The sequence below is a fragment of the Winogradskya consettensis genome, assembly GCF_018332715.1.
GTDB lineage: Bacteria > Actinomycetota > Actinomycetes > Mycobacteriales > Micromonosporaceae > Actinoplanes > Actinoplanes consettensis.
Genome location: NZ_BOQP01000008.1, coordinates 425,599 through 438,961 on the forward strand (window position 1 = coordinate 425,599; position 13,363 = coordinate 438,961).

At 73.4% G+C, this 13,363-nt stretch carries 11 protein-coding genes; 4 read left to right on the top strand and 7 right to left on the bottom strand.

What is annotated here, in order from left to right; all coding sequences use genetic code 11:
- Positions 1 to 78: 78 nt before the first annotated feature.
- Genes Aco04nite_RS10490 through Aco04nite_RS10500 form a run of 3 tightly spaced genes read right to left on the bottom strand, consistent with a single transcriptional unit; the run spans position 79 to position 3,510 of the window.
- Positions 79 to 924, bottom strand: a complete 846-nt coding sequence (locus Aco04nite_RS10490) for an undecaprenyl-diphosphate phosphatase (RefSeq protein ID WP_212997000.1) — start codon at positions 922 to 924, stop codon at positions 79 to 81.
- 48 nt (positions 925 to 972) lie between these two features.
- Positions 973 to 1,947 carry a tyrosine-type recombinase/integrase gene (locus tag Aco04nite_RS10495; protein WP_212997001.1) on the bottom strand — a complete coding sequence of 325 codons (975 nt, stop codon included), beginning with the start codon at positions 1,945 to 1,947 and terminating at the stop codon, positions 973 to 975.
- 12 nt (positions 1,948 to 1,959) lie between these two features.
- On the bottom strand, positions 1,960 to 3,510 hold the full coding sequence (locus Aco04nite_RS10500) for an ABC-F family ATP-binding cassette domain-containing protein (protein ID WP_212997002.1): 1,551 nt from the start codon (positions 3,508 to 3,510) through the stop codon (positions 1,960 to 1,962).
- Positions 3,511 to 3,700: 190 nt separating this feature from the next.
- Here Aco04nite_RS10500 and Aco04nite_RS10505 point away from each other — a divergent pair, with 190 nt between their 5' ends.
- Complete coding sequence (locus Aco04nite_RS10505) at positions 3,701 to 4,453, top strand: lysophospholipid acyltransferase family protein (RefSeq protein ID WP_212997003.1); 753 nt, start codon at positions 3,701 to 3,703, stop codon at positions 4,451 to 4,453.
- A gap of 33 nt (positions 4,454 to 4,486) precedes the next feature.
- Here the strand turns inward: Aco04nite_RS10505 and Aco04nite_RS10510 are convergent, their stop codons facing one another.
- From Aco04nite_RS10510 to Aco04nite_RS10525, 4 genes are read right to left on the bottom strand one after another with little or no spacing between them, the layout of a single operon-like run.
- On the bottom strand, positions 4,487 to 5,389 hold the full coding sequence (locus Aco04nite_RS10510) for an NADP-dependent oxidoreductase (RefSeq protein ID WP_212997004.1): 903 nt from the start codon (positions 5,387 to 5,389) through the stop codon (positions 4,487 to 4,489).
- Between the two features lie 49 nt (positions 5,390 to 5,438).
- Entirely contained in the window at positions 5,439 to 6,008 is a 570-nt protein-coding gene (locus Aco04nite_RS10515) for a DinB family protein (RefSeq protein WP_212997005.1), read from the bottom strand.
- A gap of 4 nt (positions 6,009 to 6,012) precedes the next feature.
- On the bottom strand, positions 6,013 to 6,570 hold the full coding sequence (locus Aco04nite_RS10520) for a LuxR family transcriptional regulator (protein ID WP_212997006.1): 558 nt from the start codon (positions 6,568 to 6,570) through the stop codon (positions 6,013 to 6,015).
- Positions 6,567 to 9,128 carry a LuxR C-terminal-related transcriptional regulator gene (locus Aco04nite_RS10525; protein WP_244875870.1) on the bottom strand — a complete coding sequence of 854 codons (2,562 nt, stop codon included), beginning with the start codon at positions 9,126 to 9,128 and terminating at the stop codon, positions 6,567 to 6,569. The genes Aco04nite_RS10520 and Aco04nite_RS10525 overlap by 4 nt, the downstream gene beginning before the upstream one ends.
- A 220-nt stretch (positions 9,129 to 9,348) precedes the next feature.
- Between Aco04nite_RS10525 and Aco04nite_RS10530 the strand changes: the two genes are divergently transcribed.
- The 3 genes from Aco04nite_RS10530 to Aco04nite_RS10540 are packed head-to-tail and all read left to right on the top strand — an operon-like array spanning position 9,349 to position 13,318.
- Positions 9,349 to 10,887: a dynamin family protein gene (locus tag Aco04nite_RS10530; RefSeq protein ID WP_212997008.1), complete on the top strand. Its 1,539-nt coding sequence runs from the start codon at positions 9,349 to 9,351 to the stop codon at positions 10,885 to 10,887.
- Positions 10,881 to 12,728 (top strand): dynamin family protein, encoded by a 1,848-nt coding sequence (locus Aco04nite_RS10535; protein WP_244875871.1) that lies wholly within the window; start codon positions 10,881 to 10,883, stop codon positions 12,726 to 12,728. Before Aco04nite_RS10530 ends, Aco04nite_RS10535 begins: the two co-directional genes overlap by 7 nt.
- Positions 12,728 to 13,318, top strand: coding sequence for a hypothetical protein (locus tag Aco04nite_RS10540; RefSeq protein WP_212997009.1), 591 nt, complete (start codon positions 12,728 to 12,730; stop codon positions 13,316 to 13,318). The genes Aco04nite_RS10535 and Aco04nite_RS10540 overlap by 1 nt, the downstream gene beginning before the upstream one ends.
- Positions 13,319 to 13,363 lie beyond the last annotated feature (45 nt).

The window sequence follows — 13,363 nt, forward strand, 5'->3', positions numbered from 1 at the left end:
CGGAGTGGGTGATAAAACAACGAACATCAATGAATGCGACACCCTCGCCGACGGCGAGGGCGTCGATCAGCGCCCGGGTTACTTCGCGTCGATCGCCCCGGTGGCGAGCAGGACCAGCAGCAGCGAACCCAGGACCAGGCGGTAGCCGATGAAGACCGAGTACGAGTGCTTCGCGACGAACTTCAGCAGCCACGACACGGCGAACCAGCCGACGATGAACGACACGATCGTGGCGGTGATCGTGGCGGTCCAGCCGACGCCGCCGTTGGCGGACGAGATGCCGTCGTAGTTCTCGTAGGTCTGCAGGATGGTCGCGCCGAACAGGGCGGGGATGCTCAGGAAGAACGACAGCTTCGTCACCGTCACCCGGTCGAGGTCACGCAGCAGGCCCGCGGTCATCGTCGATCCGGAGCGGGACACGCCCGGGATCACGGCGAGACACTGCACGACGCCGATGATCAGGGTGTCCTTCCACGTGACGTCCTCGGCGTGGCGGACCTCCGTGGCGGCGTGGTCGGCGAACCACATCACGAAGCTGTAGATGATCAAGGCGCCGGCGACGAACCACAACGAGCGCAGAGTCGTCTCGATCGCGTCCTGGAACAGCAGCCCGGCGATACCGATGGGGATGGAACCGAGGATGACGGCCCAGCCGAACCGGTAGTCGGCGTTCGAGCGCTGCGCGGAGCTGAACACGCCCTTGACCCACGCCCCGATGATCCTGATGATGTCGGTCCGCAGGAAGATCAGCGTCGCGAACACGGCACCCGACTGGATGATCGCCGTGAACGCGGTGATGTCCGGCGCGTCGATCTGATAGCCGAGCAGTTTCTCCACGATGGTCAGGTGACCGGTACTGGAGATGGGCAGGAATTCGGTGAAACCTTCCACCGCACCCAGCAGCACCGCTTCGAGAATGTTCAACCCAACCTCATCCGTGATCGACGACGGCGTCGAGAATAGGGGGTGCGATCACGAGGCGTTGCGGCGGGCACGGGCCGCCGCGAGCGTGTACGACGGATCACGGTCGAGGTTGTGCCGGTCCCGGTCGTAGCGGCGCGTCGTCCGCGGATCGGCGTGACCCATGGCATCCTGGACGTCTTCGAGCGGGACACCTTCCGCGCGGGCGGTCGTCGCGAACGAGTGCCGCAGCGAGTGCGGGGACAGTTTCGCCCAGCTCGCGATCCCCGCCTCCTTCGCCAGCCGCCGCACCAGCCGGAACACCGCGTGCCGGTCGATGCGGGTCCCACCCGAGGTCACCAGCAACGCCCCGTCGAGCCGGTCCACGGGAGTCCCCTCGGCCGCGGCGCGCTCCCGCAGGTACGCATCCAGGGTCTGCGCCGCCGCCGGGGTCAGCGCCCGCCGCCGCGGCCGGCCGCCCTTGCCGATGAACCGCAGGCTGCGGTGACCCCGCTCGTAACCCAGGTCGGCGACGTCCAGACCGCAGACCTCCCCGACGCGTAACCCCAGATCCGCGAGCAACGTCAGGACCGCCCGGTGCCGGGCCGCCGACGGGCCCGTGTCCGCGTCCGCGGCGGCGAGCAGCGCGTCGACCTCCTCCGGGGCCAGCCCGATCGTCCCCGAATGGTCACGGGACACGTACGGGCGGTCCGCGCCGGCGACCGGGTTGTGATCCACCGCACGCAATTTCGTCAAAAAGTCATACCAGCTCGACAACCCGGACAGTTTCCGCGCCACCGACGCCGGCGCCAGGTCCGAGGCCTCGAGTCCCCGCGCGTACGCGTTGACGTCCAGGAACGACGCCCGCAACGGATCCAGCTCCCGAGCCGCGCACCACGCGAGCCAGCCACCCACGTCGCGGCGGTACGCGGCCCGGGTGTGCTGCGACAACCGCCGGTTCGCCAGCCACGCCTCGGTGACCTGCTCGGCGCTGCCCGCGGTGTCGACAGTGCCCGGATGTGGCTGGCGGGGAACCAGTGACGTCATGACGACATGATTTCAGCTCACCGTCACCCGGCCGTGCGCGACATGCCAGGTCTGACCCGCCCCGGCAGCCGCGGCGAAATACCGGTCATGGGTGACGACCACCACCGTCCCCCGGTACGCCCGCAACGCCGCTTCGAGGGTGTCCAGGGCGTCGAAGTCGAGGAAGTTCGTCGGCTCGTCGAGCAGCAGCACCCGCGCCGGGCTGTTCACCATCACCGCCAGCAGCAACCGGCGCAGCTCCCCGGCGGACAGGCTGCGCAACGGCGCCTGCCACTGGTCCTCACCGAACTGGTGCGCCTGCAGGAGCCGTTCGGCGTCGTCGGCGTACACAGGGATCTGCGACCGGAAGTAGTCGACCACCGTGACCGAGCTCCGCAGCCCGGCATCGGTCTGTGGCAGCACCGCCACCGGCACGTCCGCGGCCTGCTGCACCGCCCGCAGCAGCGTCGTCTTACCGGAACCGTTCCGGCCGGTGACCAGGATCCGGTCCCCGCGCCGCACGACCAGGTCGTCGAGTTTCGCCACGACCTGCCCGGCCGTGTCCTGGTCACCGGGGAACGCGAGGGTCAGCGGTGGCCGGGTGCGGGGCTGCTCGATCCACCGCAGCGACTGCATCTGCCGGCGCAACCGGCGCTCGCGGACCTTCGCCTTCTTCGCGACCTTCTTCGCGATCCGCCGCAGATGCGGGGCCTCCACCCCGGAGCGCACCGTCGTCTCCACCCCACGCGCCTGCGCGAGGGTCTGCGCGATGTCGGCCTCCCACCGCAGCCGGTCCTTCTCCTGCGCCTCGTAGTCGAGCAGCAGCTTGCGCCACCGGCGGGTCTTCTCCGCCCGGTAGCCGCTGTACCCGCCGCCGGGATAGTCCTGGGCCTGCTCATGGATGCCGTCGAACTCGATGACCCGGGTCACCGCCTGATCCAGGAACGCCCGGTCATGGCTGACCGCGAGGACCCCGCCGGGATAATCGGCCAGCCACTGCGCGAGCCAGGCCGCGCCCTCGGCGTCGAGGTGGTTGGTGGGCTCGTCGAGCAGCAGCACGTCCGGGTCGTCGAGCAGGGCCCGGGCCAGCAGCAACCGGGCCTGCTCACCGCCGGAGACCTCCTGCAACCCGCGGTCGTCGTCCAGGTGGGAGATCCCCAGCCTTTCCCGGGCCTGATCGACGCGGGCCTGGGCGGTCCACCCCCGCAGGGTGGTCCACCGTTCCTGGATCTCACCGTACGCGCGGAGCACGTCGGCACCGTCGGACAGCTGCTGTTCCAGGTGCCGCATCCGGGTCAGCACCCCGGCCAGCTCGCCGAGACCCGCGGTCAGGAACTCCCCGATCGTGGCCTGCTCCGCGCCGGGCACCTGCTGCGGCACGTACCCGACCCGGGTCCCCGGGCCCAGCGTGACGTGACCGTGCGACGGTGTCAGCTCCCCGGCGAGGATCCGCAACAGGGTGGTCTTGCCGGCACCGTTCGGGCCGACGACCCCGATCCGGTCCCCGGCGCCGAGGACCAGGTCGAACCCGGTGAACAACAGATCACCGTCGTGGGAATGAGCGAGCGACACAGCTTTCAACACAGGAGCCTCCGCGTGCGGCAGATACCAGAACTGACACGGCGACCCGGACGCACTCACCCGAGAGGGCGGCGTCACACGGGTCGGGTCGGTATCACACGGAAGAAATAGCTCCTCGGTTCGGCTGACCTCCACCTTGCCGCGTGCTCCGCCGGGCCGCAACCGGATTAACCCGTGCGATCATGGCGGCGTTATGGAGACGTCGTGGCGGGTGCCGTGGTTGTGGCGGGCGTTGCTGCTGCTCTCCCGGGTCCTGGTCCCCATGATGTGCCGGCTGAGAGTCACCGGGGCCGTCCCCGCGGGGTTACGGCGCGGGCCGCTGATCCTCGCCGCGAACCACGTCGGCCCGGTCGACCCGATCGTCATGGCGGCCGCCTGCCACCGCGCCGGGCTGGCACCGCGGTTCATGGCCACCGGTGGACTGTTCGACGCGCCGATCGCCGGGGCCGCGTTACGTGCCAGCGGGCACCTGCGCGTCGACCGCAACACCGACCGCGTCGCCGACGCGCTGCCCGCGGCCGCGGCGGCGCTGCGGGCCGGGTCGGTGGTGCTGGTGTACCCGGAGGGCCGCATCGGCCTGGACCCGTGGATGTGGCCCGAACGCGGCAAGACCGGTGTCGCCCGGATGGCGGCCCTGTCCGGCGCCCCCGTCCTGGCCGTCGCGCAATGGGGCACCCACGAGGTCCTGCCATACACCACCCCGGCCCGCCTGATCCGTTCGATCCTGAGCACCCTGGTGCGCCGCCCGGTCGTCCACGTCCACTTCGGTGACCTAGTCGACCTGTCCGGGCTGACCGGCTCACCCGGCGCCCGGGCCATGCGCGCCACCGACCGCATCATCCAGGCCCTCACCGACACCCTCGCTCCGCTACGCCCTACCGAACCCCGCCTGCCGCACCACGTCGACCCGACCCGCCCCGTCGACCTGTCCCGCACCCGCCGCTGAACCCAGCCTCAGCTCCAACCGGGCGGGCGGGCCTCAGGTGATCAGGACGATCTTGCCGCGGGCGTGGCGGGTCTCGCTCAGCTCATGCGCGGCGGCTGCCTGTTCCAGGGGGAATCGCGCCGCGACGATCAGCTGCAGGCGGCCCTGAGCGGCCAGGTCCACGGCGATACCGAGGCTGTGTACGGCGAGAGCGTCGACACCGCCGTGGGACAGGTGCACACCATGGCCGGCAGCACCGAGGTCGGCGATCGTGACCACCTTCGCGGGGTCCCCGGCGATGGCGATCAGGTCGGGCAGGGACCCACCCGCGCAGTCGACCACGGCGTCGGCGCCACCCAGGGCCTGGACCCGGTCGGGCAGGCCCGGCCCGTAGAGGACGGGTTCCGCGCCGAGCGAGCGCAGCAGGTCATGATTGGCGGCACTGGCCGTACCGATCACCCGGGCACCACGAGCGACCGCGAGCTGGACCGTGACCGTGCCCACCCCACCGGCCGCGCCCTGCACCAGCACCGTCTGACCGGCCTCGACGGCGAGCAGGTCCAGGACGCGGACACCGGTCTCGACGCTGCCGGCGGCACCCCCGGCCTGCGCCCAGCTCCACCCGGGCGGTTTCGGCGCCCACGCCTGCAGGACCGTGAAGTCGGCGTTCGCACCCCGGGCCGTCGTCCACCCGAACACCTCGTCGCCGGGCTCGACGCCACTCACCCCGGGACCGACCTCGTCGACGACCCCGGCCGCGTCGAACCCGGACCGGAACGGGAACTGCACCGGCATCGTGTCCCGCATCCGGCCGGAGCGGATCAGGGTCTCCCCGGCGGAGAACCCGGACGCGCGGACCGCGATCCGGATCGTGCCCGGCCCGGCATGGGGTTCGCTGACCTCGGCGACGTGGACGACGCCCGGGGGACCGTACTCAACGAACTGGACAGCTCTCATCCCCGGACCGTAACCAGGCGGCGGCCCTGATCGGGGTGAAGTGAGAGCGTCAGGGCCGAAGGTGACCCGGATCCGCCGCCCTCGCGGCCTTGTCGATCATCGCCCGGTGCGCGTCGCGGGCGGCCTGGTCGATCGGGTGATCGTCCCAGTCCGCCACGCCGGTACGCCCGTCGAGGTGCTCGCGGAGGATGTCGGCGTGCCCGGCGTGCCGGTTCGTGTCGTTGAGGACGTGCACGATCACACCGAACAGTGTCACGTCCGGGCGCGGCCACCACGGCACGTGACCGGGGGTGTCCAGGGGCAGCTCGGTGATCGTCGCGTCGGCGTGCTCCCCCGCGCGACGGTAGAAGCCGACGATCTGCTCGCGGGTCTCGTCCGGGGCCACCCACAGGTCACTGCCGTCGGCGTCCTGCCACCGGGGCAGCGGCTGCGGGAACGGCCGGGCGAAGATCTCCCCGAGGTAGCGCGCCTCCCACGTCGCGAGGTGTTTGACCAGGCCGAGCAGGTTCGTCCCGGTGGCGGTCAACGGCCGGCGGATGTCGTACTCGGACAGGCCGTCGAGTTTCCACACCAGGGAGCGGCGGGTGGCGCGAAGCTCGTCGAGCAGGTAGTCCTTCATCCGGTCAGCCTCCTGTGCCGCGCTGACGCAGGTACGCCAGGACGGCCTCGCGGGTGGTGCGGACCCCGAACAACGCCCGGGCCTCCGCGATGCGCCTGTTCGCGGTGCGCAGTGACAGGAATTCGGCGGCTGCTGCGGCGGCGATCGTGTCACCGGCGGCGAGCCGGTCGAGCAGGGCCTGCTGCTCCGGAACCAGCGGCACGACCCCGGTGCCGTTGTCGTCGGCTGCCGCGGGGGCCGGGGTGCCGGGCCCGGCACCGAGCTGGACCGTGCCGAGGCGGCTGAGATCGTCGACCAGGGCGCGGCCCATCGGGCTGTCGGTGTCGCAGACCGCGACGACGCCGGCGCCGCGGGCCGCGGCCAGGACCGCGAGTTGCAGGGTGTCGGGGTCGCTGATCCTGCCGTGCAGGACGAGTCGTTCCGTGCTGACGTCGAACGCGGCGTCGGTCAGGGCGAAGCCTTCCTGCACGGACCAGCCGTCGCGGGACAGGCGGCGGACCACGGTGTCGGCGTCCGCGGTGGACGTCACGACGTGGCGGGGCGCGTCGGGTTGTCGGGTCACCGGCCATCCTCACGGTCGGGTTGCGCGCGGTGCCGGGCGGCAGGTTCGGGTTCCAGCTGGGTGAGGGCCAGAGCGGCGGCTTCGGTACGGGTACGGGCACCAAGTTTGCGCATCCCTGCCCGGATGTGGGTGTCGACGGTCTCGGTGGAGATCCCGAGCTGGCCCGCGATCCGGCGGGTCGGTTCCCCGGCGGCGACCAGGCGCAGCACGTCGATCTCGCGGCGGGTGAGCCGGGACCCGGAGCGGGGGCTGCGGCTGTCGCGTTGCACGTGATGGCGGCGCAGCCCGCGCCGGGCCCGTCCGGCGAGGACGACCAGGCCGGCGTCGTCGGCGAGTTTCTCGGCCTCGAGCAGCGCCCCGACGGCCTGTTGCGGGTCGGGTTCCAGCAGCCCGGCGGCGAGCAGGCAGCGGATCTGTTCCCGCAGCACGACCCCGGACCAGCCGGCGGCCGCCGCGGGGAAACCGGTCCCGCTCGCCCACGCGGTCAGGGTGTTCTGCGCGGCCGCGGGGAGCCCGGTCACGGGGGCCGCGGCGGTGGTGGGGCTGCCGGCGTCGAACGCCGCCCACAGCAGGGTGATCTCCCGCAGCCCGCCGAGCAGCCCCGCCGGGCCGGCGGCGGGAGGCTGGGTCGCGCGGTCGGGTTGCCCGTCGAGCCAGGCCGCTTCCCGTGCCACCCAGGCGGTGGCGGGGTGCACGTCGGGCCCGGCGAGGCGCCCACGGGCGGCCGCGAGCAGTCCGGTGTCGGCCTCGACCAGGGCTGTCGCGGCGACGGCGTAGCCGCGGGCGTCGGCGGGCAACGACCGGTCGGCGAGATCACCGGCGCGGCGGACCACCGCGTCCGCGACGTCCTCGACGGCCACGTCGCCGGCCTCGCTGGGTGGGATCGGGCCGCCGACGGCGTTCTCCTGCGGGCCTGCCGCGGGGGCGCCGGACGGACGAGTGCCGTCCTGCGCGGCGGGCGGGCGGGTGCCGTGCAGGACGTCGGCCCAGTCGGCGACGGCCAGGAACCGGGTCTGCCAGCTGTACGCGACGGCGTTACCGGCGGCCGCACCGGCGTGCCGGGCGAACGTGGCCGCTTCGGTCAGCCGGGCGTCGGCTATCAGGTATTCGACGAGCAGCCATGCACTCCACCGCCCGGTCAGCGGGTCAGCACCGTCCGCCCCTGCCGCGGCGAGGGCGCGGTCCCAGCCGGGGACGCGGTGCGCGGCCCGCACCGCGGCCAGGGCGGCGGCGACGCCGGGCGGGGGAGTCGGATAACGGGCGGCGATCTTCTCCGCGGTGTCCAGGGCGGCACCCGGATCAGCGGCAAGACCGGCGAGCAGCAGGATCCGGTCCCGGGCGGCGAGCACGGCGGGCGCGGCGGCATCGGGCACCGGGCGTACCGCGTCACGGGCCGCTCCGGGCTCCCCGGCCTGCAGCAACGCCTCGCCGCGCAGCACGTCGGCCTCCACCCCGAGCGGCCCGGTGGTGCTGAGGACCCGGGCCGCGGCGTGCGGCCGGCCCGCGGACAGCAACGCGTCGGCGGCGGCGATCCGGACCCGCGGATCGGGGCTGACCCCGGGCAGGTCACAGGCGAACAGCAGCAGATCACCACGGTCCGCACCGGTCGTACGATCAGCGGCGGTCAGGGCCTTGCGGTAGGCACCCTGCGCGTCACCGGCCGCGGCGAGGTGCCGGGCGGCTTCCGCGTCAGGGGTCAGCGTCGCCAGGGCCCGGTGCAGCTCGACGCGGGCGTCGGCGTCGAGCAGCCCGGCGGCGGTCTCGGCGAAGTACGCGGAGACCGGCACGACCCCGTCGCCCTCGTCGGCGATCAGCCCGGCCTGCGCCAGGTCGGCGGCGCCGGGGCCGAGCAGCGCCGCGGGGGCGGGCCGGCCGAGCAGCCCGAGCGCGGCCAGCGCCGTGCGGGCGGGCCGCGGCAGGTCGGCCAGGGCCGTCGCGATCGCATACGCCACCTGGTCGATGTCGGAGCCCGGGGTGCCGCGTCCACTGCCGGCCTGCCGGGCCAGAGTGACCACCGCGAGCGGATTACCGCCCGCCCGGGCGGCGACCGTGGTGACGGCGTGGTCGTCGAGCTGCGGTGCGGTGCGCCGGACCAGGTCGACGGCCTCGTCGGCGGTGAGGGCCTGCACGTCGAGCCACGCCGTCGCCGCCGCGCGCAGGTCGGTGATCGTGGCGGCGGGCAGCCGGTGCGGGGTCCGGAGTGCGGCCACGACCCGCACGTGGGCGGCGAGATACGGCAGCGCCGCCAGGGTCGCCGGGTCGGCGTACTGCAGGTCGTCGAGGACGAGCAGCCCGCCACGGACCCGTGACCGGACGGCCTCGGCGAGCAGCGGCACGTCGTGGGCGGGCAGCCGCGCCTTCACAGCCCGCGACAGTGCCAGGGCGGGGGTGGCGGCGAGCATGGCGAGGCCACCGCCGGTGAACACCGGCCCGGGTGCGGTGCCGGCGATGCGGCGCAGCAGGGTGGAGCGGCCGGTGCCCGGGGCGCCGGTGAGCACGACGAGTCCCGGTCGGCGCAGGTGGGCGGCTGCCAGCCCGGCCAGGTCCCGTTGTGACACGCACGCCCCCATTCCGCCGCAGCCCCCCGGAGCGGCATTGCCTTGGCACGAACCAGGGAGTCGCTCGCGATCCCCGGTCCGTAGTCTTTGTGCTGCGGCAGGCGACCCGGCCCTGCCCGTGCACGGGAGGGCTGACCGCCTTGTCTTCGACCACCATGTCGCCGTCGACGGCCGCAGTGCTGACATTCTCGCCGAATGTGTGCTCGGCTGACGAGTCGTGATGGTGGGTCCCCTCACCACCCGGGTCGCGACCCTGTGTGACGACGTCGTCGCGGGTGTCGGTCCTGAGGCCGGTGAACAGGTGCGATACGTGCGCGAGCGGCTCGGCGAACCCCTGCGCGTCGCGATCGCGGGGCGGTTGAAAGCCGGAAAGTCGACACTCGTCAACGCCTTGATAGGCCGCCGGGTGGCCCCCACAGCGGCCGGTGAGTGCACCCGCGTCGTCACCAGGTTCCGCTACGGGACCGCCGACCGGGTCGACGCGGTGCTGCGCGACGGGACCCGGCGCAGCCTCCCGCTCGACGACGACGGGATGATCCCGCAACGCCTGGGAGTGTCAGCCGGACGGGTCGCGTACCTCGATGTCACCCTGACGAGTGCGAAACTGCGGGACCTGACCGTCGTCGACACCCCCGGCCTGGCGTCGTCCGACACGCAGGTGTCCGCGCGGGCCGCGGCACAGCTGGGGGAGGCCGCGACCGCGCCGTTCGACGGTGACATCGACGAGGACTCCTCGCAGGAGGTCGCCGCCGCGGAAGCCGTCGTGTACGTGTTCACCCAGGCCGTCCGCGCCGACGACGTCCGCGCGCTGGAGGCGTTCCGGGCCGCGTCGGCGCGGCTCGCGTCGAGCCCGATCAACGCGCTCGGCGTGTTCGGCAAGGTCGACACGCTCGTCGGTGGTGCCGGTGACCCGTGGCCGGTTGCCGGGCCCCTCGCGGAGCAGCAGGCGACCCTGCTGGCGCGTACGGTGTCCGAGGTGATCCCCGTCGCGGGCCTGCTCGCCGAGACCGGTGAGTCCGGCCGCCTGACCAGCGCCGACTGCGCCGCCCTGCAACGGCTGTCCACGCTGCCGGCCGGTGAGCTGCAGGTGCTGCTCGCCTCCGTCGACCTGTTCCGCACCCGGCCCGCCCCGGTCAGCGCCGAGCACCGCGAACGGCTGCTGGGCCTGCTCGACCTGTACGGCATCGGGTTCTCCCTCGCCCAGCTGGCCGCCGACCCGCAGCTGGGCACCGGCGAGCTCGTGCGCCGCCTGGTGGCGGCGTCGGGGTTCCCTCGGCTGCAGAACACTGTGGAGCAGACCCTGCGGTGGCGCGCCGACGCGATCAAGTCCGGGTGGGCGTTGTCGCGGCTCGAGCGGATCGCCGGGCACACCCCCGCCGGCCCCGACCGCGAGGTGTTGCAGGACGCCACCGAACGGTTGCTGCGCGAGCCCGCCTACCACCGGCTGCGGCTGCTCGAAGTCGCCCAGCGGGTCGCGACCGGCCGGGTCACGCTCCCGGTCGTCTGGGAGCAGGAGCTGATCCGGCTGGCGACCTCCGACGACCCGCGCTGGGTGCTGCGCCGCCCGCAGGCCGGCCCGGACGAGCTCGCCGCCGCCGCGGTCGAGGCCGCGAACCGGTGGCGGGTCTACGCCGTCGCCGGTGCCGGTCCCGCCCAGTCCCGCGTGGCGCAGGTCGCCCAGCGCGGCTTCCACCTGCTCGCCCAGAGCATCCGAAACGGCGACGGCATCCGCGCAGGCAGTGAGGTGACCCGGTGGTGACCAGAGATCTCGGCAAGGAACTCGACACGGCGGTCCGCGATGCGCTCGCCGCGGTCCGGGCCACCGACTCCGACGCGGCCGCGGAGCTCGCCGACCTGCGCCGGCGCCGCGTCACCCGGCCCTCGCTCGTGCTGGTCGGTGAGACGAAACGCGGCAAGAGCAGCCTGATCAACGCGCTGCTCGGGGTGCCGGGGCTGTCCCCGGTCGACGCGGCCGTCGCGACCGCCACCTACCTGCACTTCACCCCCGGCCCGACGCTGACCGCCACGGCGTACGTGCCGGGTGCCCCGGAACCCATCGACGTCGACGTGCGGCAGCTGCGCGCGTGGGCGACCGGCCGTGGACTGCCCGGCGGGGGACGCGGGCCACGCCGGGTCGAGCTGACCCACCCGGCGCCGCTGCTGCAGTACGTGACGCTGATCGACACCCCCGGCGTCGGTGGCCTCGACCCGGCCCACACCGCGGTCGCGCTCGACGCCGTCGAACGAGCCACGGCGCTGCTGTTCGTCGCGGACGCCTCGTCGCCGTTGTCGCAACCCGAGCTCGACTTCCTCGCCGCCGCCAGCGAACGCGTCGACACGGTGGTGTTCGCGCTGACGAAGGTCGACGCGTTCCCCGGATGGCGGCGCATCGCCGACGACAACCGCACCCTGCTGCGGGCCAAGGCACCCCGGTTCGCCGACGCCCCCTGGTTCCCGGTGTCGGCGCGGCTCGCGGAGCTGGCCCTGTCGATGCCCGCCGCCGAACAGGCCCCCCTGGTCGACGCGTCCCACATCGCCGGTCTGCAGCACGCCCTGGTCGAGCTCGCCGGCCGCGGTCACCAGCTGCAACTCGCGAACGTGCTCCGCGCCGCCCGCGCCGAGCTCGGCCGCCAGGAACAGGCCGCGACCGCCCGGCTGCGTGCCGCGGAAGCCGACCCCGCCGGCGCGGCGAAGGTCCGCGCCGACCGGGCCGCACTCGCCGCCCGTAAACGCACCGAGTCACGGCAATGGGCGCTGCTGCTCAACACCGAGACGCAACGCGCCCGCGTCGAGATGGTCTCCACCCTGCGCACCAAGATCGGCACCCTGCAGCAGGAGTTCACCGACAGCGTCGACAAACGCCGCGGGGACGCCCTCACCGGGCTGCCCGACGAGGTCGACACCCGGCTGCAGGCCCTCGCGGTGACCCTGTCCGACGACCTGCGGGCCACGTTCCGGCAGGTCGGGGAGCGGGTCCTGGCGCAGGTCTTCGACGACGACGAGTTGTCCGCCGTCCTCGACCGGCTCAACGCGACCCTGCGGCACACCCTCGACGCGAACGCCCCCCGCGACGGCTCCGGCGACAACCTGCTCATCGCCCTGTCCGCCGGCGGCATCGCCATGATGGCCGGGCGCGGCGCCGCGTTCGGCGCGTCCGTGCTCGGCGTCGGCGGTGCCGTCGCCGGGGGACTGCTGATCCCCGTCGCCGGACTCGGTCTCGGCCTCGCCGCCGGCGGGTACGTCCTCTACCACCGCCGGGTCCAGACCGACCGGCAACAGGCCCGGCTGTGGCTGCGCGACGTCCTCGGCGAAGCCCGCGCCGCGCTGCAGGACGAGATCTCCTACCGCTTCACCGACCTTCAGTACGCCCTCGGCGTCGCCGTCGACGACGCCGTCGAACGCCGCCTGCGTGAACTCGACGCGCAGGTCGCCGACATCGACGCGGCCGCCGCCGAGGACGCCGCCGGGCGCTCACGGCGACGCACCGAGGTGAACGCCGAGCTGCAGCAGCTGCGTGGTCACCTGCGTCACGCGGACGACGTACTCACCCGGGCCCGCGCCCTGGCACCCGCCCCCGCACCTCTCGGTCAGGAGATCTGATGAGCGACGAACACGGCTGGCCGGACTTCGCCGATCACCACGGCGACCACATCCCCCACCACGAGGACCTGCCCGACACCTCGTGGGAGGAAGCGGACCACACCCCCGCCTGGGAGGACCCCGCAGCCGGCCACCTCGACCACGGCGACCACTTCGGCGCCGAAGACCAGTTGGACGATCATCACGCCGTCGTCGAGGACGTCCACCAACCGGCCCACGACGATGCGCCCGCCGACGACCTCGTCGAGCACCACCCGATCGCCGACATCACCGACGGGCACGTCCTCGGCCCGATCGGCGCCGACCCCGACGCCACCGCCGAGCACCTCGACGACCCGGTCACCGCGTTCCCGCCGCTGGTCGACGTCGGCCCGCTACCCGAACCCGTCGACGGTTTCCCCTGGATCGACACCGGCAGCCTCGGCGTGGTCGACCCGGTCACCACCCCGGTCACCCCCGTCACCGCCACCGAACTCGCCGCGTACGCCGCCGAGGACCTGCCACCCGGCGCCGACCCCTGGGCCGCCCTCGCCGGCTCCGAAGACCCCGCCACCAGCGCCCTGGCCCGCTGGTGGAGCGAGAACGGCTGACAAACACCGGGAAAACCATCGCGCCGGGGTCCCGGACACCCACCC